Consider the following 22,397-nt stretch of genomic DNA (forward strand, 5'->3'; position numbering starts at 1 on the left):
CTTGGTCGGTCATCGCCAGTAGGCTGGCTTCATGACTGACAACGCCAAGCAGCTCGCGGCCGAGGCGGCCGCCTTCCTCAGGACCCACTTCGACGTCGAGGGGATCAACCTGGCGCTGGTGCTCGGCTCCGGCTGGTCCAGCGGCGCCGACCAGTTGGGTGATCCGATCGGTGAGATCGAGCTCGGTGAGGTGCCGGGCTTCAGCCGCCCCGTGGTGAGTGGCCATGGCGGGAAGCTGCTGCTGAAGCGGACGACTGGGGGCAAGGTGGCGGCGGTCCTCACGGGACGCACCCACTACTACGAGGGGCGCGGGGTCGCCCCGGTCGTGCACGGGGTCCGTACCGTCGCCGCGTGGGGGGCGACGACGCTGGTGCTGACCAACGGCTGTGGCGGGCTGAACCCGCAATGGGCCCCCGGCACGGTGGTGCTCATCAAGGACCACATCAACCTCACCGGGGACACCCCGCTGGAGGGGGCAACGTTCATCGACCTGTCCGAGGCCTACTCGAAGCGGCTGCGGGACCTTGCACACGGTGTGGCACCCGAGTTGCCGGAGGGTGTCTACGTCCAGTTCCGAGGACCGCAGTACGAAACCCCGGCCGAGGTCCGGATGGCCGGGATCCTCGGCGGCGACCTGGTGGGCATGTCCACGACGCTGGAGACCATCGCCGCCCGCGAGGCCGGCCTGGAGGTACTCGGGCTGTCGCTGGTCACCAATGCCGCGGCAGGGCTGTCGGAGTCCAACCTGGACCACACCGAGGTGCTGCAGACCGGTCGCGACGCCGGTCCACGACTCGCCGGGTTGCTGGCGGGGATCGTGGGTGCGCTGTGAGCGCCCACGAAGCGGCCCGCGCCTGGCTGGCCGTCGACCCTGATCCGGACACCCGAGCCGAGCTGGAACGACTCCTGGCCGAGGATGACCGAACCGAACTCGACGACGCCTTCAGCGGCCCGCTCGAGTTCGGCACTGCTGGGCTCAGAGGGCGTATGGGCCCCGGCCCGAACCGGATGAACCGGGTGGTCGTGGCCCAGGCCGCGGCAGGCATCGGTGACTGGCTGGTGCAGCACGGCCACGCCGGCGGCCGGGTCATCATCGGTTTCGACGCCCGGCTCAAGTCCCGGGACTTCGCGACGGAGTCGGCGAGACTGCTGGCGGGGGCTGGGTTCAAGGTGTTGCTGACCGCATCCCCGACCCCGACCCCGGTCGTGGCGTTCGGGATCCGGCACCACGGGTGCGTGGCGGGCATCGTCGTCACGGCCTCCCACAACCCGGCCGCGGACAACGGCTACAAGGTGTACCTGGGGGACGGCTCCCAGATCATCCCGCCGACGGATTCCGAGATGGCGACCTGCATCGCCGCCCACACCATCGACTCGCTGGCCGATCTGCCCCGCTCCGATGAGTACGGTGTCCTCGGCGAGGAACTGCTCGACACCTACATCGACCAGACGGCGAGGCTGGTGCCCTCGACGAGCCCGCGCGAGTTGTCGTGGGTGCACACCGCGATGCACGGGGTGGGCGCCCACGCGATGCGACGCCTGAGCGCGGCGGCCGGGTTCGCGGCGCCGACGGAGGTCGCGGAGCAGGCGGAGCCGGATCCGGCCTTTCCGACGGTGGCCTTCCCCAATCCCGAGGAGGCGGGGGCGATCGACCTGGCACTGGCACGCGCCGCCGAGGTGGGTGCCGATGTCGTCATCGCGAACGATCCTGACGCCGACCGGTGCGCCGTGGCGGCGGTCGTCGACGGCGGATGGCGCATGCTGACCGGGGACGAGCTGGGGCTCCTGCTGGGCGACCACATGATCGCCCGCGGCGCCCCCGGGGTGCTGGCGAACTCGGTGGTGTCCTCCCGGGGCCTGGAGAAGCTCGCCCAGCTGCGGGACCGCCGTCACGTCACCACCCTCACCGGTTTCAAGTGGATCGGCAGGGTGCCGGATCTGGCCTTCGGTTACGAGGAGGCCATCGGCTACTGCTGCGACTCGGACCGGGTCCCCGACAAGGACGGCCTGTCCGCCGCCCTCATGGTCCTGGAACTGGCCGCCACCCTCAAGGCCCGTGGACTAACCCTGGCGGATCGGCTCGATGAGCTGGCGGCCGAACTGGGCCTGTTCGCCACGGCCCAGCTGTCCCTGCGGTTCGAGGACCTCAGCCTCATCTCGGCGGCGGTGGATCGTCTCCGTCAGGCGCCCCCCGCCACCCTTCTCGGGGTGCCGGTGGTGTTCCATGACCTCGCGGAGGGCTCCCCCGACCTGCCGCCGACGAACGCGGTCATGCTCGTCAGCGACGCGGTCCGGGTGATCGTCCGCCCGTCCGGAACCGAACCGAAGCTGAAGTGCTACCTGGAGGTGTGCCTGCCGAAGGACCGCACCCAGATCGGCTCGGCGGCCCGCTTCGCCGCAGCCACCCGCCTGACCACCCTGCGCGAACAGGTCCGCCAGATCCTCGGCGTCGGCTGACCCTCAGCCGACCGTGTTGAGGCCGACGAGGATCGGCCAGTGTTCGGTGGGGGCTCCGCTCCCCCACCCGTCCACCCTCGGCAGCATCACTGTTCCTGAGGCTCAAACCGGTGGCGGGCGTCGCCGATCTCCTCAAGGCATTGATGACGCCCGCTGCTCACACCGGACCACGCGTGCCAGCGCGCAGTCCATGTCGAGACCTCTGGCACTCATCCTTCAGTCACCCCCTCCCACCGGCTTCCGCAGCACGCAGATTCGCCTGCCTTGGGCCGGAAACGCCTGCCGATTCTCTTCGCCTGTCCAGTTGGACAGGCGAGCCACACCCAACACGGGCGAACCCGGGACAGGACAGGCGAAACCACCACGGTCAGGAAACACCATCCTGGAGGGTCGTGCAGGGGGTAGACCTCGGGTCAGGGCGACCTTGAAGCCTCCGCTGAACAACCCTCCTGCTCTGACTCTCGTGAGCAACGCCGCAACCGTGCCGACCCCCGCTACTGCTCCGAGAGGGCACACCGAGTCATCGTGGCCGCAAAACCAGTCGGTTCCCCCTTGAGCAATCTCCTCAGGTCATCAGCTGGACCCTCAAATCCTGCAGCGGAATAATGCGCAAACATTGCTTTCAGCAGCGCACGGGAACCATGGTCATAACGACGAGCCGCCACCCGGGCCACCAACCACGACGGCCAGCGCTGCACGGAGACGTCATGTCCCCAGGCGTCAGCCATACGTTCAGCCATCTGCCGCATGGTCAGCCGCTCGGCTCCGGCCAAGGTGTACGTCTGGCGCTCATGCCCGCCCTCGACCAGCACGATCGCCGCAGCTCGACCCACGTCGGCCACGTCGATGGGGGTGAACCAGCTGTCGGGCGAAAACGGCAATCGCAACCGCGTTCTTGCCCGGTTGAGGAAAGCCAAGGCGGTTTGCGCATACATCGCCGGGCGAACTATCGTCCACGACAACGCCGACTCCCGAAGCAGTTCCTCGACCTGCCACTTGCGCCAATGATGCGGCATGTCAGGTGTCTCGGCGTGCATCACCGAGTGGTACACCAGGCGCACCCCACCCACCCGCGTTGCCGCTTTCATCACGTGCCGACCAAATGCCACCTCATGCGGGGAATATGTCGGCGGGATGTGATACACCGCGTCAATCCCGGACAGCGCTTCCGTCAACGCCTCGACGTCGGCAAAATCAGCTTCAGCTCTCTCAACCCCCTCGGGCAGAGAAACCGAGGCCCCGGGTCGGACCACTGCCCGCACCGCTGCTCCACGAGCCACCAACTCGGGAAGTAAGGTTGCGCCCGTCTGGCCAGCTGCGCCCAGCACAGCGACACGAGGTTGACCGACACGGTTCATCTCACTTCTCCCATTCGAAGCTGTTGGCATCTTCAGGTTCACTCACCAACCGACGCTGCCGCAGCACCACATTCCTACTCATCGGCCGGAATCACGTGCCGCCTATCCGCGGATGGGGGCCCAGCTCGGGCCCTCGGTGGCGAGCTTCTCGTCAAGCTTACGGAACAGCGGGGTCGGCTTGGCCAGCGGGGTCCCGGGGACGATGTCCCGTCGCTCCCAGGTGGCCTGCTGGGCGGCGTAGTCGCCGGTGAGAATGGGGTAGGTCAGGTCACCGTCGCTGACCTCGACCAGCTCCGGCTGCGCCGCCCACACCCCCTCGTTGCCAAGGGCCTCGAAGATGGCCTGCGCCGCGTGGGGCAGGTACGGGGTGAGCAGGGTGTTGCAGTCGCTGACCACCTGCAGGGCGACGTGGAGGATGGTGTCCCGACGCGCCGGGTCGTCCTTCTTCTTCCACGGCTCCTCGTCGGAGAGGTACTTGTTCGCCAGCGACACGATCCGCATCGCCTCGGTGATCCCCGCCTTGAAACGACGCTCGGCGATGTGCTCACCGACGGTGTCGAAGGCCGCTGCCGAGGCGTCGAGCAGTGCCTGGTCCTCGTCGGTGAACTCCCCCGGCTCCGGGATCGCTCCGACGTTCTTGTGGGCCATCGAGATGGACCGGTTGACGAGGTTGCCCCATTCGTTGGCGAGCTCGAAGTTCGTGCGGCGGACGAACTCCTCCCACGTGAAGTCCGTGTCCTGGTTCTCCGGGCCGGCCACGGCGATGAAGTACCGCAGCGCGTCCGGGCCGAACTCGGCGAGGAAGTCGCCGACGAAGATGTTGGCGCCACGAGAGCTGGAGACCTTCGAGCCCTTCATCGTCATGAACTCCGAACTCACCACCTCGGTCGGCAGCTGCAACTCGCCGAGCTCCGGCTTGATCTCCCCACCCTCGGCCCCCTGACCGTTGGCGCCGAGCAGGATGCCCGGCCAGATCACCGAGTGGAAGACGATGTTGTCCTTGCCCATGAAGTAGTAGCTCTGCGCGGTCTCGGCGTTCCAGAAGGTGCGCCACGCCTCGGGGTCGCCGCTGCGCCTGGCCCATTCGATGGACGCGGACAGGTAGCCGATCACGGCGTCGAACCACACGTAGATCCGCTTCATCGGGGCGTCGATCCAGCCCTCCAGCGGGATCGGGACCCCCCAGTCGAGGTCCCGGGTGATGGCCCGGGGACGGATCTCCTTGAGCAGGTTGTGGCTGAACTTCAGCACGTTGGGACGCCAGCCCTCGCGGGTGTCGAGCCACTGGGTCAGCTGCTCAGCCACCTTCGGCAGGTCCAGGAAGAAGTGCTCCGTCTCCACGAACTCGGGGGTCTCCCCGTTGATCCGGGAGACGGGGTTGATGAGGTCGGCGGGGTCCAGCTGGTTGCCGCACTGGTCACACTGGTCGCCACGGGCGCCGGTGTATCCGCAGATCGGGCAGGTGCCCTCGATGAACCGGTCCGGGAGAGTGCGGCCCGTCGACGGGGAGATGGCCCCCATCTGCACCTGCGAGAAGACGTAGCCGTTGTCGTGCAGGGCGGTGAACATCGCCTGCACCACCTCGTGGTGGTTCGGCGTGGTGGTCCGGGTGAAAAGGTCGTAGGACAGGCCGAGACCCTGCAGATCCGTGGCGATGATCCGGTGGTACCTGTCGGCGCACTCCCTGGCGGTCAGACCCTCCTGGTCCGCCTTGACCTGGATCGCCGTGCCGTGCTCGTCGGAGCCCGAGACCATCAGCACGTTGTGCCCGGCCATCCGCATGTAGCGGGCGAAGACATCCGAGGGGACACCGAAGCCGGACACGTGACCGATGTGACGGGGGCCATTGGCGTAGGGCCACGCCACCGCCGCGAGAACGTCTGCACACATGCGCCGAATTGTATCGGCCCGGCACCTGCCTGTTCACGCCATGGGAGGGCTCGACGACGGGTCAGGCCCTGGCGTGGCGGAACCCCAGCCATCCGGCCCAACAGCCCACGGAGAAGAACGACACGATCCCGACGCTGCCGCCGATGAACTGGTTGCCCGTCACCTCGTCAAGGAGCGGCCACACAACGGCGTAGAACCCCGCCGCCAACCCCGCCCACAACAGAACCGACACGGCCACGCCGCGCCAACCGGCTCCCAGGGCAGAAGTGCAGACCATGAGGAACAACGCCGTCAGGGGCAGCCCGTAGAAGACGAACAGGGGAACGGCGTCGCGCAGCTCATCCCGCCCGAGCAGGACCCCGCTGACCCCGGTGAGTCCCGCCCACGCGGCGATGCTCGTGAACGTGGCGAGCACCCCGACGGGGTACACGTGCCGACGCGCATGCCCCAGGCTCACCGCGAACCTCGCACCCCACAGCCACAGCATGGCCACGCCGAACAGGGCCGCGACGAGCAGCACGCCCGCCGGTTCCTCGATGGCACCGCGACGGAACCCCAGGACCATCCCGACATCAACGAGCCACGGCAGCACCGGCCACCAGAAGCGCCACCCCCATCGGCCGCCGAGAGCGGACAGGATGGGCGTCATCGTCACGTTCACCTGGTTCCTCCAGCATCCTCGGACATGGCCTCGCGCCGGGGTCCGATGAGGAGATCCGCCAGTTCCCGGAGGGTGACCGGCGAGCCCTTCAGACCTCCCTCGCTGCCGCGCCTCACGACGACGCTGCCGTTGCCGCCGACCCGGTCCAGCCGTCCCAGTCTCGGCAGCCGTGCGATCTGTTCCACCGGGCCCGAGACCCGGGTGAAGGACGACACGAGCCCGGGCACGGTGTCGGAGGCGATGACCCGCCCGGCCTCCATCATCGCGACCCGGTGGAACAGCGGCTCGGCCTCGTCGACGAGATGGGTGGACAGCACGAGGGTGCGGGGATGGGCGGCCAGTTCCTCGGTGAGCAGCCGGGTGAAGCGTCGCCGCGCCGGGACGTCGAGGCCGAGATAGGGCTCGTCGAGCAGGGTCAGCGGCGCCCTGGCCGCCAGGGCGAGGGACAGGAAGGCCGCGGTCCGTTGCCCCCGGCTCACGGCGAAGGAGTAGCGGTTGGCCGGGACGTCGAACCAGGCGAGGAGTTCCAGGGCCCGTTCCTCGTCGAAGTTGGGGTGCACCCTCCGCAGGTGGCGGATGAGATCCCTGAACCTCAGATCCGCGCCGAAGGGCCAGTGTTCCGCGGTGAGGAAGACCCGCCCCGAGGCGGCATCCGGCAGCGGCGTGCCGAAGACCCGGGCCTCACCGGAGAAACGCCCCTCCCGTCCCGCCAGCAGGCGCATGAGGGTGGACTTGCCGGCCCCGTTGCGACCGATGAGGCCGAGCACGGTGCCCGGCAGCACCGCGAGGTTCACCTCCTGCAGCACCGCACGCGCCCCGAGCCCGACGGACGCGGAGCGCAACTCGAAGGCAAGCTCGTCAGCCAAGGGAGTCCTCTCCGCCCGGTCGGTCCCGGGACCTCATCATGAATCAACCTGTGTCCCACAGGCAGGGATGAGTCTATGGCCAAAGTGACGGGTGGGCACCTGTCCACCCCAAAGTGTCATCCTTTTGCTGAACCCGGTTGCCCGATTCGCGGTTACTCAGACCGGGGTGACCTGGGCGAACCTCAGCTGCCACCCCAGCGGGGTCTGCTGCCACAGACTGAACCGGAGTCGATCCCGCTGCCGCCACCTCACCCCGACACACCCGGGCTGGTACTGGTCGATGGCGAGGATCTCGATCTCCGGGTCGTCGAGCGGCTGCCACGCCCCGTGGTCGGCGTCAATGATCCGCCCGTCCACGGCGTGGGCGACGAAGTCGGGGTGGAGCAGCTCTCTCAGGCGCGCGGCGTCGGTACGGACCGCCGGGTCGAGGAGCTGCTGGGTGAGGGTGGTGAGCAGCGCCTTGATCCGCAGACTGGCTGTGCCGGGGGTGGTGGGCACCTCGTCCACGACAACGCTGAACAGGTCCGGCTCCGGTTCCGGTTCCTCGACGGGGGCCGCGGCCGCCCTCGGGGCGCCGAAACCGGGCCCGGTGTCGACGGCGGTGCCGTCGCGGTAGGCGGTGGCGGCGGCACGGGCCCGCTCGTCGGCGGCCTCGTTGAGCTCATGGCCGGAATGGCCCTTCACCCATTCGAAGCGGACCCGCCTGCCCTGCAGGGCGGCATCGAGTTGCTTCATGAGTTCCACGTTGAGCACCGGTTTGCCATCGCCCTTGCGCCAGCCCTTGCGCTTCCAGCCCGGCAGCCATTTCGTGAGCGAGTTGATGACGTACTGGGAGTCGCACAGCACGAGAAGTTCCTCATCGCTGGCCGCCGTGGCGAGTAGCAGGTCGAGGACCGCCTGCAACTCCCCCATGTTGTTGGTGCCGTGGACCCAGCCTCCCGCGGCCCAACGCTCCTCGTCGATGTACCAGGCCCAGCCGGCCGGGCCGGGGTTGGCAAGGGACGACCCGTCGGCGGCGGCGACGATCACGCGGTCTCCCCGCGGCGCGCGGCACGGTAGGCGGGACGGATGATGCCCTCCACGAGGGCCTCCCGCTCGTCATGGTGGAGGAAGGCGGCCCGCATGGCCGCCACGGTGGCCTTCTCCACCTCCGCCAGCCCCCACCCGAAGGCCTCGCTCAGCAGCGCGAACTCCCGGCTCAGCGAGGTGCCGCTCATGAGGCGGTTGTCACAGTGGATGGTGACGTTGAAGCCCAGTTCCGCGAGTCGCCCCACCGGATGTTCCGCGATGGTGGCGGCGATCCCCGTCTGAGTGTTCGACGTGGGGCACACCTCGAGTGGGATCTGCTGGTCACGCACGTAGGCGGCGAGCCGACCCAGGCGGGGCCTCGGCCCGTGGAGGTCCTCGATGTCCTCGACGATCCTCACCCCGTGGCCGATCCGCTGCGCCCCGCACAGCTGGATGGCCTCCCACATCGACTCGGGGCCGTCGGCCTCGCCCGCGTGGATGGTGAAGTGGGCGTTGTGCCGCCGCAACAGGTCGAAGGACTCCTGGAATCGGGACGGCCGGAACCCGTGCTCGGCGCCGGCGATGTCGAAGCCCACCACTGAGTCGTCCCGATACTCCACCGCCAGTTCGGCGATCTCGGTGGTCGGGGTCTCGACGTGCCTCATGGCGGTCACCAGCTGGGTGGCGACGATGGCACGGCCGTCCCGTTCGGCCTCGGCCATTCCCTCGGCGAGGCCGTCACGCACGGCCTCGACGGCCTCCCGCAGGGTCAGCCCCCGTTCCAGGTGCTGCTCCGGCGCCCAGCGCGCCTCCGCGTGGACCACGCCGTCGGCTGCCTGGTCCAGGACGAACTCCCGGGCCACCCGCACGAGCTGCTCCCGGGTCTGCATGGCGGCGCAGGTGTGGGCGAAGCCCTCGAGGTAGCGCACCAGCGAGCCGGAGTCGGCCGCTTCGAAGAACCAACGGCCCAGCGCCTCGGGGTCGGTGGTCGGCAGCTCATGCCCGTTCTCGGCGCAGTGGTCGATGACGGTCTGCGGCCTGAGCCCGCCGTCGAGGTGGTCGTGGAGGGCAACCTTGGGCAGGGAACGCAGTTCGTCGACAGTCAGCATGCCCGTGATTCTACGGGGCGACGGCTGTCAGGTCTTCCGGCCCGAAGGCCTGGGGCAGGACCTCACTCATCGGCAGGATGCCGAGGGGGGTGTCCACGAGGAGCTCGTTGCCGCCGAACTCGAACAGCAGCTGCCGGCACCGCCCGCACGGCATGATCCGCTCCCCCAGCTTGTTGCAGCAGGTGAAGGCGACGAGTCTGCCCCCTCCGGTGGCGTGGAGTTGGGAGACCAGACCGCACTCGGCGCACAGCCCCACACCGTAGGAGGCGTTCTCCACGTTGCAGCCACTCACGATCCGGCCATCGTCGACGAGGGCGGCGCAACCCACCTGGTAGTCCGAGTAGGGGGCGTAGGCGTGCTCGGCCGCGGCACGGGACTCCTGGCGGAGTTGCTCCCAGTCGATGTCGCTCACGAGTGTCCCTTGACGAAGTGCATGCCGTCGGCAGCGGGCGGCCTCACCCGACCCACCAGCCCCGCGACCGCGATGATCGTGGCGAGGTAGGGCAGCATCTCGATGAAGTGGCTCGGGATGGGCAGCGCCATGAGCTTGGTGGACTGGGCGAAGGCGCGGGTGAAACCGAAGAACAGCGCCATCGCCGCCGCGAGCAACGGATGCCAGCGGCCCATGATGACGGCGGCCAGGGCGATGAAGCCGTTGCCCGCGGTGATGTTGTTGTCCTGGAAGCCCCCGCCGAAACCGACGGTGAAGTACGCGCCACCGAGACCGGCCAGCAACCCGCCCAGCAGCACCGACTGCGCCTTGGTGGAGATCACCTTGATGCCGACGGTGTCCGCCGCGTGCGGGTGCTCGCCCACCGCGCGGACCCGCAGCCCCCACTTGGTGCGGTAGAGCAGGAACCACACCAGCGGCACCGCGATGATCGCGAGGAAGGACAGCGGACGCTGGGTGAACAGGATGGGGCCGATGAACGGCAGGTCCGACAGCCACGGCACGTCCCACGGCAGCGTCGCCGTCACCGAGTTCCACCTGCCCGGGTCGCGCTTGACCAGCTGGTTGAAGATGAAGCTCGTCAGCCCCGTCGCCAGCAGGTTCACCACCACACCGACGATGACGTGATCCACCAGGTACTTCAACGTGAACAGCGCCAGCACACCGGCCATGAGGAAGCCTGCGATGGCCGCGGCGACCAGGGCCGCCACGACCGACTTCGTGACCGAGAACGTGACGGCGGCGGCGAAGGCGGCGGCGAGGAACTGCCCCTCGATGGCGATGTTGACCACACCGGCACGTTCCGACAGGACCCCGGCGAGCACCCCGAACAGCAGCGGGGTGGAGTACTCGATCGTGGAGTTGAGCTGGCTCGTCAACGTGAAGGCCAGGGAGGAGGACGCAGCGGCCCACACGATGAACCCGACGAGGATCCCGGCACCGGCCAGGCAGCCCGCCAGCACCCGGAGGCGCGGCGACAGCCGCCCTGACAGGATCCCGATCCCGCCACCCACGGTGAGCAGCGCACACATCAACAGCGTCGGCGGGCCCGGCACCTCGATGGTGGGCAGCTGCACATCAGCGAAGGCATCGGACAGCGCGATCCGGCCCGTGGCCGAGGCCGTGAACATCATGACCAGCAGCAGCAGACCGAGGACGACGACCAGCACTCCGCTCGAGATGCGGGTGAACCGCGCCTCCGGGGACTCGACCTGCTCCACCGTCTCAACGATCTGGGTGTCGGCGCTCATGCCGCGACCTCCTTGGACTTGACGGATTCAGCGCGGCTGGCTCGCCGTTGCTTGAGGAAGGGCAGCAGCCACACGACGAAGGCGGGGGCGGCGACGAAGAGGACGATGAGGGCCTGGATGAGGTCGGTCAGTTCCTTCGGCGTGTTGGCCAGGGTCTGCATCGAGGTCCGACTGGCCTTGAGAGCCCCGAAGAGCAGGCCGCCCAGGACCACACCGAGTGGGCGGGAACGCCCGAGCAGGGCCACGGTGATGGCGTCGAAGCCCAGGGTCCCGATGATCGTCCCGGTGAGCTGGGGCGGGAACCCGGTCAGGGTGTCGGGGGCGGTGACGAGGATGACGCCACCCAGTCCGGCGAGTCCACCGGCGATCGCCATCGAGAGGAAGGTGATCCTGGCCACGGAGGCGCCCGAGGTGGCGGCAGCGTGCGGGTTGATGCCGACGGCCTGCAGCTGGAGTCCGAACTTGGTGCGTTCCAGCAGCCACCAGCACCCGAAGGCCGCGAGGAGGGCAAGGACGAACCCGAGATGAAGTCGGCCGCCATCGACCCGTGGCAATGTCGCCGACCACTCCAGCACCGGGGCGATCGGGTCGTTGCGGCGGGGATCCCTCATGAAGGGTTGCAGCATGAGGTAGGCGAGGATGTTGAGCGCCACGTAGTTCATCATGATGGTGAGGATCACCTCATGGGCCCCGGTGCGGGCCTTGATGAGGCCGACGATCCCGCCCCAGACCGCGCCCAGCACGATGGCGGCGGCGATGACGAGGGGAAGATGGATGAACAGGGGCAGGCCCTTGATGGAGAAGCCGAGGTAGGCGCCGATCAGGGCACCCATGATGGCCTGCCCCTGGGCCCCGATGTTGAACAGCCCGGTGCGGAAGGCCAGGACCACACTGAGCCCGGCCGCGATGAGCGGGGCCGCCTCGGCGGTGGTGTTGCTCAGGGCGACGAGCGACCCCACGGACCCGATGAACATCGCACCGTAGGTGCTGGAGATCTTCGTCCAGGTGGCGGCGAGAGCGTCAGACGGTCGGGCGAAGAAGTACGAGTAGGTGGCCATGATGTCCGCGTCGGAGACCACCATGATGACGGCGGCGACGAGAAAGGCCAGCAACAGGGAAGCCGCCGTGATGAGGGCGCCTGTCAGCCAGGCCGAGCGGCCCCGGTTCGTGGTGCTCATGCCCCTGCCTCCTCTTCCTGGACCGATGCCACGGCGTCCTCATGACTGATCCCGGCCATCATGAGGCCGAGCACGTTGCGTGGGGTGTCCGGTGGGACGATCCCGACGATGCGGCCGCGGTACATCACCGCGATGCGGTCGGCCAACGACTCCACCTCGTCGAGCTCGGTGGAGATGATGAGCACCGCGGTCCCCTTGTCCCGTTCCGCGACGATCCGGCCGTGGAGGAACTCGATGGCGCCGACGTCGACGCCACGGGTCGGCTGGTTGGCCAGCAGCAGCGACAGCGGTCGGGACAACTCTCGGGCGAGCACGACCTTCTGCTGGTTTCCTCCCGAGAGGGACTTCACCGGCTGGGTGTGGGAACCGGTACGGATGTCGAACTCCTCGACCCGCTCGATGGCATTCCGGTTGATCCGTTCCAGGTCGAGGTTGCCCCGCTTCGAGAAGGCGTCGAGGTTGTCCAGAACGAGGTTCTGCGCGATGGAGAAATCGCCGACGAAGCCATCCCGGTGCCGGTCCTCGGGGACGTAACCCAGACCTGCCGCCAAGGTCCTCGCCGGAGACATCCGGGTGATGTCGACCCCGTCGAGGGTGATCGTCCCCGACACCGGGGTGGTGGTGCCGAGCAGCGCCTCGGCGAGCTCGGACTGGCCATTGCCCTGAACACCCGCGATGACGATGATCTCCCCGCCGCGCACGTCGAGGTTCAGATGGTCGACGGCGACGGAACCGGACGGAGCCGTGACGACGAGGTCCTGGATCCGGAGCCGCTCCGCCGAGGGGGTGGCCTCCTCCTTGGCCACCTTGAGCTCCACGGCCCGACCAACCATGAGGGCGGCCAGGTCGGCCTCCGAGGAGTCCGGCTCGGCCCGGCCCACCACCTTGCCGCGCCGGATCACCGTGATGTCGTCGGCGACCTGCCGGACCTCGCGGAGCTTGTGGGTGATGAAGACGATGGCCCGACCCTCATCACGAAGGGCCTGCATGACCCCCATGAGTTCTTCGATCTCCTGAGGGGTGAGGACGGCGGTGGGCTCGTCGAAGATGAGGTACCGCGCATCCAGCGCCAGCGATTTGAGGATCTCGACGCGCTGCTGGATGCCGACGGGGAGGTCCTCGACGAGGGCGTCCGGGTCGACGTGGAGCCGGTAGCGGGCGGAGAGCTCCTTCACCTTCTCCCGGGCCTGCCGGACGTCGAGGAGACCGAACGATCCCGGCTCGTGGCCGAGCACCATGTTCTCCGCCACCGTGAAGGGGGGGATGAGCATGAAGTGCTGGTGCACCATGCCGATACCCGCCGCCATCGCCTGGCGTGGATCACCCAGCCGCAGCACCTCATCGCCGAGGACGATCTCTCCCTCGTCAGGGGTGAGCAGGCCGAAGAGGATGTTCATCAGCGTGGACTTCCCGGCCCCGTTCTCACCGAGCAGACAGTGGATGCGTCCGGGAACCACGTCGATGCTGATGTCGTCATTGGCGGTCAGGGCGCCGAATCGCTTGGTGATGCCTCGCAGGGACAGCACCGGGGGCGTCTGGGTCACGGCTCCTCCTTCATCGGGGCGCACACACTCTAGCGTCACTTCTCCTCCTCGTGGTCCGGCTCGGCGGGCTGGACCCGGAAGAGAGCATTGCGGGTGACGGACGTGGAGGGAGCGCCCGATGCGGGCACCCCCTCCAGAGTCGCGTCACCCGTGGCTCACTGCTGCTTGGGCAGCTCCACCACGATCTTTCCGGCGATGATGTCGGCCTTGATCGCCTCGAGCTCCGACTTGGTCTCCGCGGAGACCTTGGAGTCGAAGTCGTGGAACTCGGAGAGGTTCACTCCACCGTTGGCGAGGGTCCCGACGTACTCCTCGGCGGAGAAGGAACCGTCCTTGGCGGCCTTGATGGCGTCGAAGACGGCGACGTCCATGGCCTTCTCGACGGAGGTGATGATGACGTCCTTGTAGTCGGGGGCGGAGACGTAACCGTCGGTGTCGACCCAGATGGCGTTGACCTTGCCTCCGCTCTCCTTCACCGCGGCCAGCGCACCCAGACCCGCGGGACCGGCGACCGGCAGGATGATGTCGGCTCCCTGGGACATGAGGGTGTTGGCGGTGTTCTTGCCGCCGGTCGTGTCACCGAAGGGGTCGTTGCCGCCGATGAACTGACCGTCCTGGGCCTCGTGGCTCCAGCCGAGGACCTCGACGTTGGCGTTCTTGGCCTTGTTGTAGTGGGCCACGCCCTGGGCGAAGCCGTCCATGAAGATGGTGACGGTCGGGTAGTTGGCCCCACCGAAGGTTCCGACCTTGCCGGTCTGGGTCAACGACGCGGCGACGTAACCAGCCATGAAGGCAGGCTCGGCGGTGTTGAAGGTGAGGCCCTTGGCGTTGTCGACGCCCTCGAAGGAGCCGAAGTCGACGATGGCGAACTTGGACTCGGGGTTCTGCTTCGCGGCGGACTCGGTGGCCTTGGCCAGGGCGAAGCCCACGGTGATGACGATGTTGCACTTCTGATCGATCATGGCGGCGACGTTGCCCGCGTAGTCGGCCTCGGCCTGGGACTCAAGTTCGGCGGTCTGGACGCCGAGCTCCTCCTTGGCCATCTGAAGCCCCTTGTAGGAGGTCTCATTGAAGGACTTGTCGTCGAAGCCTCCGAAGTCGGAGACCATGCAGGCCTTGAAGTCACCGGTGGGGGCCTCGCCACCGCCGGTGCTGGAGGAGGCGGAGGCCGAACCGGACGCAGCGGTGCTGCCCGACGGGGTGCTGGTCGGGGCCTGGGCGCAGCTGGTGAGCGCGAGGGCGCCAGCGGCGGCGAGGGTGGCGAACTTGAGGAGGGACTTGGTCACAGGGACACTCCAGACTGCTCGATGTGATTGATGAGAGGTCGATTGACGATACCCCGCGCGAGTGTCCCGATCCCACCTCCGCGCCGAATCGTTATCAGCTTGAAACCTGATTGACCAAAGCGATGGCGGAACGCACCATGCGTCGGGTGGTCTCCTGCCAGAAGGGCTCCTGACCACGGAACGGGCCGGTTGCCAGGGAGATCACGACGGCGGCGGCGCGCAGCCTCAGCTCAACCGGGTCGACCCGCCTGTCGAACACCGGCACCCAGCGTGCGAGGAGGTCACGGACGCGAGCCTCCTGCTCCCGGTTCATCCGTTGGATCGTGGACAGGTGCGCGATGAGGCAGGCCAGGTCGTCGGCCCTGCTTCCCGGCCCGATCGTGTCGATGTCGAGGATGCCCACCACGCGCCCCCCGTCGACGTGGACCTGACCCTCGTGGAAGTCACCGTGGGTGGGTTCATGGCCCGGCGGGACACCGGCGAGGCCGGACTGGATGCGTCGGGTGACCCGGTCCAGGTCGTCACGGACCTCCGGCAGCGCCGCGGCGACCACCTCCGAGTAGTGTTCGACGGCGTCGCTCCACGGCGGCCGCCGGTCCAGGCGCGTCACCGAACGCGGCATGGAGTCGAGGACCTCGACGAGCTCCTCCGCCGTGCACGGATCCACCGGGTCGAAGATGGCCTTGGCGAGGGGACGGCCCGGCAGGGCCTCCAGGAACATGAGGTTGTCCCTCGTGGTGAAGGCCACCCTCGGTGAGGGAACCCCGGCCGCCTCCAGCAGCCGGTGCCTGGCGAGGGTGTCCTCGAACTGCTTGCCCCGGATCGCCTTGACGTAGTAGGTGGTGCCCTTCGCCGCGAACCGGACGACGGCCCGCCGCCGGGGCCGGTAGCCGACGATGTTGAGCTCCAGGTCCTGCCCGGTGACGGGTTCGTGGAAGAGGCGTGCCGCGTTGACCAGGTCGGCGAGCCGCTGCGGGTAGGCCACGCGGGCCAGGCCGGGAAGGTCGGGATCGTTCGGGTAGATCCACACCGCGACCTCCCGATTCCCGTCGGCGAAGACCTCCGCCCCCCGGTCGGACTTCGACAGCTTGCCGCGGCGGGCCGACACCCCCAGCAGCTCGGTGCGCTCGCCGTGCGGCCAGGCGACGCGGGCGAGGTAGGTGGCGGTGGTCGACTGGTTGGGGTTGGAGTCAACATGCTCCAGCGCCCAGGTGAGAAGTCTCCCCCCGGCGTGCTCGATGGCCGCCCTGAGCAGCGGTCCCGCCCCGGGGCCCGTCAGGAGCTCGGATCCGTCGTCACTGGGTCTCAACGTCCACCTGCCTCACCGACAACCAGGCGGCTCGACGGCCGTCCATCTCCTCAACCGTGAACCGCCAGGTCGTGCTCGCGTCCGGGGCCTCGCCCGGCTCGACGGGGGACAGCCCGACCTCCACCGAGGCACCCTGCCAGGGCAGGCGCCCCAGCACCGCCATGACGTAGCCGGCGACGGTGTCGTACGGACCGTCCGGGATGACGTGGCCGGTGAGCTGGGCGAACTCCTCGATCGTGGCGAGACCGTCCAGCCGGTTCAGCGGGTCGAGACGCGACGGCCCCGAGGCGTCGTCGACGTCGTACTCATCGGTGATGTCCCCGATGAGTTCCTCCACGAGGTCCTCGAGGGTGACGATCCCCGCGGTCCCCCCGAACTCGTCGCGCACGATCGCCATGTGCGAGCGGGCCGCCCGCATGGCGGAGAGGGCCCGCAGCAGCTTCACGGTCTCGGGCAGGCTCAACACGGGTCGAACGATGGTTCGGAGCTGCCCCGACCGGGCGGACTCGTCGAGGTCCATGAGGTCGCGGACATGGCAGAAACCGATGACCCTGTCGACGGAGCCGTCGGTGACGGGGTAACGGGAGTGCGGCGCCCCCCGCACCTCCTTGTAGGCGCGCTGGAGCGGCATGTCCGCGGGCAGGAAGTCGACCTCGGTCCGCGGCACCATCACCTCACGGAGGCTGAGCTGGCCGGCGTCGAAGACCTCATCGACGATGCTGCGTTCCTCCTTGCCCAGCGTCGTCGACACCGAAACCATGGCCCGAAGCTCCTCATCGGTGACGCCGTCCTTGGCGCGGTTGGGATCGCCGCCGAAGACCCGGACGACGAGATCGGTCGACACCCCGAGGAACCAGATGACGGGACGGGCCAGCGCGGCGATCCCCGCCACGAGCGGGGCCAGGGCCAGGGCGTACCCCTCGGCCCGCTGCATGGCCAGCCGCTTCGCGCTCAGCTCCCCGACGACAATGGAGAAGTAGGACACCACCACGGTGATCGCCACCAGCGCCACGCTCGCAGCCACCGACTCCGGCAGCCCCCAGCCGACCAGCACCGGGGTCAGCCGGGCCGCGATCGTCGCGCCACCGTAGGCCGCCGAGAGGAACCCGGACAGGGTCACCCCGATCTGCACCGCGGACAGGAAGAGGTTCGGGTCACTCGTGAGCCGCTCGATGGCGCGCCCCCGCTTGCCCCTGGTGGCCAGCTGCTTGACCTGGGACTCCCGCAGGGTCACCAGGGCCATCTCGGCGGCAGCGAATGTGCCCCCGATCAGGATGAACAACGCGATGAGCGCGATGTCGCCTGCCACCGACATCAGCGGAAGATCACCGTCCGGTGCCCGTCGCTGAGGACCCGGTGCTCCGCGAAGAGCCTGACCGCCTCGGCGAGGGTCTGCGACTCCTGGGCCTGCCCCTTGCGCACGAGCTTCGCCACACTCATGGTGTGGTCGACCCGCACGACGTTCTGCTCGATGATGGGGCCCTCGTCGAGATCGCTCGTCACGAAGTGCGCGGTGGCCCCGATGAGCTTCACCCCGCGCGTGTGCGCCTGACGGTAAGGGTTGGCCCCCTTGAACCCGGGCAGGAAGGAGTGGTGGATGTTGATGGCGCGCCCCGCGAGCCGCTCACACAGCTCAGGGCTCAGGATCTGCATGTAGCGGGCCAGGACCACCAGTTCGACCTGCTGCTCCTCGACGACCCGCAGCACCTCCGCCTCGAAGTCCGCCTTCGTCTCGGGCAGGACCACCCGGTGGGTGAACGGGATGCCGTAGAACTGCGCCATCGAGGCCAGTACCTCGTGGTTCGCCATGATCCCGACGATGTCCACGGGCAGCTCACCGGCCCGCCACCGGAACAGCAGGTCGTTGACGCAGTGGCCGGCCTTCGACGCCAGCACGAGGGTGCGGGTGGGGCGAGAGGCGTCGTGCACCTGGAAGGTGGCGCCGAGCCCGTCGGCGACCTCCGCGACCCGGGCGCGAAGCCCCTCCAGCGATGCCCCCTCGACGGCGATGCGGGTGAAGAAACGTCCCGAGTCCGGCGAGCTGAACTGCTGGAGCTCCGTGATGTTGCCACGGGCGGCGACGATCGATCCCGTGAGGGCGTGCACGATCCCCGGCCGATCGGGGCAGTCGAGCGTCATGACGAGTTCCTGCATGGGCGCAACCCTATTGCATCGGCGTCGCTGCGCCCTGCACCAACGGGTGAGGAGCCGCTAGGCTGAGGCTGCCCTGAGGCTCTGGAACCCGGTTGGATTCCGGGACGGTCCCGCCACTGTGACGCAACAGCGAAGTCAGGAACATCCACAGGGCACCTCAACCACCCGGACGCGGATCCAGACGGAGGACAGACCTTGACCCGCATCGCCCTGCTCACCACCACCGAGACCGACCTGCTCAGCGCCCGCGCCAGCGGGGCCGACTACGTCCACGGCAACCCCGTCAAGATGACGGTGGCGGCGGTGGAGGAGATGCTCGGCACCGCCAACCTCGTGGTCTTCCGTTTCCTCGGCAGCAAGGAACAGCTCCCCGAGACCTTCGCCGCCTGCCAGCGTTCCGGCCTGCCCCTGGTGGTCCTCGGCGGCCAGCACACCCCCGACGCCTCCCTCATGGAGCTGTCCACCGTGCCCGTCGGCGTCGTCGCCCAGGCCCACGACTACTTCGTCCACGGTGGTATCGACAACCTCCGCAACGTGCACGCCTTCCTCGCCGACACGATCCTCCTCACGGGTGAGGGCTTCGAGCCGGTCGAGCGGCTGCCCGTGTGGAGCGAACTGCCCCGGCCCGACTCCCCCACCGACTCCCCCGACGGGCACCGTCGCCCCCGGATCGCCATCATCTTCTACCGCGCCCACCACGCCGCCGGGAACATCGCCCACGTCACGGCCCTGGCGGATGCGATCGACGCCGCCGGTGGGGTGGGCATCCCCATCCAGACCGCATCCCTGCGCAACCCCGACCCCGGCCTCATCGAGCATCTCGCCGGTTTCGACGCCATCATCACCACCGTCCAGGCCTCCGGCGGCCTCACCCCGGCCGCCGCCTCCGCCGGCGGCGATGACGACGCCTGGGACGTCGAGCAGCTGGCCAAGTTGGATCTGCCCATCCTCCAGGGCCTCACCCTCACCTGGGATCGCGCCTCGTGGGAGAGCAGCGACGACGGCATGAGCCCCCTCGACGTCGCCACCCAGGTGGCGGTGCCGGAGTTCGACGGCCGCATCATCACCGTCGCCTTCTCCTTCAAGGAACTCGACGACGACGGCCTGCCCCGCTACGTCCCGGACCCGGAGCGGTGCGCCCGCGTCGCCGGCCTGGCCGTCAACCACGCCAGGCTGCGCCTCATCCCCCCGGCGGAGCGTCGCATCGCCATCGTCATGTCGGCCTACCCCACCAAGCACGCCCGGATCGGCAACGCCGTCGGCCTCGACACCCCGGTCTCGCTCATCCGGCTGCTCCGTGCCATGCGGGAGGCCGGGTACGACCTGGGCACCCCCGGCGAGATCCCCGGGACCGGGGAACTGCCGGAGGTGGAGGGGGAGCACCCGGACACGACGGCGGGCAACGCCCTCATCCACGCCCTCATCGAGGCCGGCGGCCAGGACGAGGAGTGGCTGACGAATGAGCAGCTCGCCGGGCAGCCGGTGCGGATCCCCGCCGCCACGTACCGGGAATGGTTCGCCCGCTTCCCCGAGGAGCTCCGTGAGGCCGTCACCGAGGCGTGGGGCGAGGCGCCCGGCCAGCTGTTCGTCGACCGTTCCACCGACCCGGACGGCGAGATCGTCGCCGCGACGCTGCAGGCCGGCAACGTCGTGATCCTCGTCCAGCCGCCCCGCGGCTTCGGCGAGAACCCGATCGCGATCTACCACGACCCCGATCTCGCGCCCAGCCACCACTACCTCGCGGTCTACCGCTGGCTGGAGGAGGGTTTCGGCGCCCACGCCGTGGTCCACATGGGCAAGCACGGCAACCTGGAGTGGCTGCCGGGCAAGAACCTCGCCCTCGACGCGGCCGCGGGCCCGGATGCGACCCTCGGCTCACTCCCCCTCATCTACCCGTTCCTCGTCAACGACCCGGGCGAGGGCACCCAGGCCAAGCGCCGCGCCCACGCCACGATCGTCGACCACCTCATCCCCCCGATGGCGCGGGCGGAGAGCTACGGCGACATCTCCCGGCTCGAGCAGCTCCTCGACGAGTACGGCAACGTCTCCGTCATGGACCCGGCGAAGGCCCCCGCGTTGCAGGGCGAGATCTGGCAGCTGATGAAGGCCGCCCAGATGCATCTCGACCTCGGGCTGGAGGAACGCCCCGACGAGGACGAGTTCGACGAGTTCATCATGCACGTCGACGGCTGGCTGTGTGAGATCAAGGACGTCCAGATCCGCGACGGCCTCCACATCCTGTCCCAGGCCCCCGAGGGTGAGGGCATGGTCAACCTGGTGCTGGCCGTGCTGCGCGCCAACCAGGTCTTCGGCGGCCGCACCGACGGTGTCCCCGGCCTCCGGGTGGCCCTCGGCCTGCCCGAGGACCAGCAGGACGTCACGGTGGGCAGGGAGCAGACCGACGCCGTCGAGGCGGAGGCCAGGCATCTCGTGCAGTCCCTCGCCGAGCACGGCTGGAGCCCCGACGCGGTGGACGGCATCGTCGCCCCGCTCCAAGGGCGCGACGGCGTCGACGTGGCCGGAGTGCGCGCCGCCCTCCACTTCGCCGCCACGGAGGTGGTGCCGCGGCTCAGCGCCACGAGCGGGGAGATTCCCGCGGTGCTGCACGCCCTCGACGGCGGTTACACCCCGGCCGGCCCGTCGGGGTCCCCCCTGCGCGGTCTGGTCAACGTCCTGCCGACGGGACGCAACTTCTACTCCGTCGACCCGAAGGCCATCCCCAGCAAGCTGGCGTGGCAGACCGGTCAGGCCGCGGCGGAGAACCTCGTGGCCCGGTACCTCGCCGAGACGGGCGAGTACCCGTCGTCGGTCGGCCTGTCGGTGTGGGGCACCTCCGCCATGCGCACCTCCGGCGATGACATCGCGGAGGTGTTCGCCCTGCTCGGCATCCGGCCGCTGTGGGAGGAGCAGTCCCGCCGGGTCGTCGGCCTGGAGCCCATCCCGCTCGAGGAGCTGGGCCGTCCCCGCATCGACGTGACGGTGCGGATCTCGGGCTTCTTCCGGGACGCCTTCCCGCACGTCGTCACGCTCCTCGACGACGCGGTCGCGCTCGCCGCGGCCCAGGACGAGCCCGCCGACCGGAACTTCGTCCGCGCCCACGTCGCGGCCGATCTCGCGGAGCACGGCGACGACCGTCGCGCCCGCACCCGGATCTTCGGGTCGGCCCCCGGCAGCTACGGCGCCGGCCTGCTCGAGGTCATCGAGTCCGGCAACTGGCGCTCCGACGAGGACCTGGCCGAGGTGTACGCCAACTGGGGTGGCTTCGCCTACGGCCGTGACCTCGACGGGATCCCGGCCCGCGACGACATGGAGGCCAACTACCGGCGGATCAAGGTGGCGGCGAAGAACGTCGACTCCCGGGAGCACGACATCATCGACTCCGACGACTACTTCCAGTACCACGGCGGCATGATCGCCACCGTCCGGGCACTGACGGGGCAGTCCCCGAAGGCGTACGTCGGGGACACCACGATCGCCGACTCCGTGCGGACCCGCTCGCTGGCGGAGGAGACGGCGCGGGTGTTCCGGGCCCGCGTGGTCAACCCGAAGTGGCTGGCCGCGATGCGTCGCCACGGGTACAAGGGTGCCTTCGAGATGGCCGCCAGCGTGGACTACCTGTTCGGCTTCGACGCGACCGCGCAGGTCGTCCACGACTGGATGTACGAGAAGGTCGCCACCACCTACCTCCTCGACGAGGAGAACCAGGAGTTCCTCCGCCACGCCAATCCGTGGGCGCTGCGGAACATGGTGGAGCGGCTCCAGGAGTCGGTGGACCGCGGGCTCTGGGAGAACCCGGATCCGGAACTCATCAACCAGCTCCACGAGCTCTACCTGGAGGTGGAGGGCGACCTGGAGGAGTGAGGGAGCGCCCGCGTC

The 22,397-nt window shown here is 68.9% G+C and carries 17 protein-coding genes and 1 riboswitch; of the genes, 3 read left to right on the plus strand and 14 right to left on the minus strand.

The features are described 5' to 3' along the window. Positions 1–31: 31 nt before the first annotated feature. Positions 32–832 carry a purine-nucleoside phosphorylase gene (locus EII35_RS00730; protein ID WP_125226543.1) on the plus strand — a complete coding sequence of 267 codons (801 nt, stop codon included), beginning with the start codon at positions 32–34 and terminating at the stop codon, positions 830–832. Beyond that, positions 829–2,457, plus strand: a complete 1,629-nt coding sequence (locus EII35_RS00735) for a phospho-sugar mutase (RefSeq protein WP_125226544.1) — start codon at positions 829–831, stop codon at positions 2,455–2,457. The genes EII35_RS00730 and EII35_RS00735 overlap by 4 nt, the downstream gene beginning before the upstream one ends. A 494-nt stretch (positions 2,458–2,951) precedes the next feature. Here the strand turns inward: EII35_RS00735 and EII35_RS00740 are convergent, their stop codons facing one another. From EII35_RS00740 to purU, 14 genes are all read right to left on the minus strand, one after another. Further along, a complete protein-coding gene (locus EII35_RS00740) occupies positions 2,952–3,815 on the minus strand; it encodes an SDR family oxidoreductase (protein WP_185744089.1) in 864 nt (287 codons plus the stop codon). A gap of 102 nt (positions 3,816–3,917) precedes the next feature. Next, positions 3,918–5,705, minus strand: coding sequence for a methionine--tRNA ligase (metG, locus tag EII35_RS00745; RefSeq protein ID WP_125226546.1), 1,788 nt, complete (start codon positions 5,703–5,705; stop codon positions 3,918–3,920). 61 nt (positions 5,706–5,766) lie between these two features. Then, entirely contained in the window at positions 5,767–6,360 is a 594-nt protein-coding gene (locus tag EII35_RS00750; protein WP_221739637.1) for a hypothetical protein, read from the minus strand. Positions 6,361–6,362: 2 nt separating this feature from the next. Continuing rightward, the gene (locus EII35_RS00755) at positions 6,363–7,232 is read right to left on the minus strand and encodes an ATP-binding cassette domain-containing protein (protein WP_125226548.1); all 870 of its coding nucleotides are present in this window, start codon (positions 7,230–7,232) and stop codon (positions 6,363–6,365) included. 156 nt (positions 7,233–7,388) lie between these two features. After that, complete coding sequence (locus EII35_RS00760; protein ID WP_125226549.1) at positions 7,389–8,261, minus strand: ribonuclease H family protein; 873 nt, start codon at positions 8,259–8,261, stop codon at positions 7,389–7,391. Then, on the minus strand, positions 8,258–9,349 hold the full coding sequence (locus EII35_RS00765; RefSeq protein ID WP_125226550.1) for an adenosine deaminase: 1,092 nt from the start codon (positions 9,347–9,349) through the stop codon (positions 8,258–8,260). The genes EII35_RS00760 and EII35_RS00765 overlap by 4 nt, the downstream gene beginning before the upstream one ends. Positions 9,350–9,359: 10 nt before the next feature. Then, positions 9,360–9,761 carry a cytidine deaminase gene (locus EII35_RS00770; protein WP_125226551.1) on the minus strand — a complete coding sequence of 134 codons (402 nt, stop codon included), beginning with the start codon at positions 9,759–9,761 and terminating at the stop codon, positions 9,360–9,362. Continuing rightward, positions 9,758–11,050, minus strand: a complete 1,293-nt coding sequence (locus EII35_RS00775; protein WP_125226552.1) for an ABC transporter permease — start codon at positions 11,048–11,050, stop codon at positions 9,758–9,760. Before EII35_RS00775 ends, EII35_RS00770 begins: the two co-directional genes overlap by 4 nt. Beyond that, positions 11,047–12,228, minus strand: coding sequence for an ABC transporter permease (locus EII35_RS00780; protein ID WP_125226553.1), 1,182 nt, complete (start codon positions 12,226–12,228; stop codon positions 11,047–11,049). The genes EII35_RS00775 and EII35_RS00780 overlap by 4 nt, the downstream gene beginning before the upstream one ends. Further along, positions 12,225–13,772: an ABC transporter ATP-binding protein gene (locus EII35_RS00785; RefSeq protein WP_125226554.1), complete on the minus strand. Its 1,548-nt coding sequence runs from the start codon at positions 13,770–13,772 to the stop codon at positions 12,225–12,227. The genes EII35_RS00780 and EII35_RS00785 overlap by 4 nt, the downstream gene beginning before the upstream one ends. A gap of 155 nt (positions 13,773–13,927) precedes the next feature. Further along, positions 13,928–15,058 carry a BMP family lipoprotein gene (locus EII35_RS00790; protein WP_125226555.1) on the minus strand — a complete coding sequence of 377 codons (1,131 nt, stop codon included), beginning with the start codon at positions 15,056–15,058 and terminating at the stop codon, positions 13,928–13,930. A gap of 94 nt (positions 15,059–15,152) precedes the next feature. Then, positions 15,153–16,367, minus strand: coding sequence for an aminoglycoside phosphotransferase family protein (locus EII35_RS00795; RefSeq protein ID WP_125226556.1), 1,215 nt, complete (start codon positions 16,365–16,367; stop codon positions 15,153–15,155). After that, entirely contained in the window at positions 16,354–17,685 is a 1,332-nt protein-coding gene (locus tag EII35_RS00800; RefSeq protein WP_395858208.1) for a hemolysin family protein, read from the minus strand. The genes EII35_RS00795 and EII35_RS00800 overlap by 14 nt, the downstream gene beginning before the upstream one ends. After that, entirely contained in the window at positions 17,682–18,521 is an 840-nt protein-coding gene (gene purU / locus EII35_RS00805) for a formyltetrahydrofolate deformylase (protein WP_125226558.1), read from the minus strand. The genes EII35_RS00800 and purU overlap by 4 nt, the downstream gene beginning before the upstream one ends. A gap of 58 nt (positions 18,522–18,579) precedes the next feature. Further along, positions 18,580–18,686: riboswitch (cobalamin riboswitch) on the plus strand. A 30-nt stretch (positions 18,687–18,716) separates the two neighbouring features. Between purU and cobN the strand changes: the two genes are divergently transcribed. After that, on the plus strand, positions 18,717–22,382 hold the full coding sequence (gene cobN / locus EII35_RS00810) for a cobaltochelatase subunit CobN (protein WP_125226559.1): 3,666 nt from the start codon (positions 18,717–18,719) through the stop codon (positions 22,380–22,382). The last annotated feature ends 15 nt before the right edge of the window (positions 22,383–22,397 follow it).

Origin of the sequence: Arachnia propionica (genome assembly GCF_003932785.1) — a bacterium.
GTDB lineage: Bacteria > Actinomycetota > Actinomycetes > Propionibacteriales > Propionibacteriaceae > Arachnia > Arachnia propionica_B.

Coding starts and splice junctions, on each gene's coding strand:
- EII35_RS00730 (WP_125226543.1), top strand. CDS start 32: ATGACTGACAACGCCAAGCAGCTCGCGGCCGAGGCGGCCGCCTTCCTC.
- EII35_RS00740 (WP_185744089.1), bottom strand. CDS start 3,815: ATGAACCGTGTCGGTCAACCTCGTGTCGCTGTGCTGGGCGCAGCTGGC.
- metG (WP_125226546.1), bottom strand. CDS start 5,705: ATGTGTGCAGACGTTCTCGCGGCGGTGGCGTGGCCCTACGCCAATGGC.
- EII35_RS00765 (WP_125226550.1), bottom strand. CDS start 9,349: ATGCTGACTGTCGACGAACTGCGTTCCCTGCCCAAGGTTGCCCTCCAC.
- EII35_RS00775 (WP_125226552.1), bottom strand. CDS start 11,050: ATGAGCGCCGACACCCAGATCGTTGAGACGGTGGAGCAGGTCGAGTCC.
- EII35_RS00780 (WP_125226553.1), bottom strand. CDS start 12,228: ATGAGCACCACGAACCGGGGCCGCTCGGCCTGGCTGACAGGCGCCCTC.
- purU (WP_125226558.1), bottom strand. CDS start 18,521: ATGCAGGAACTCGTCATGACGCTCGACTGCCCCGATCGGCCGGGGATC.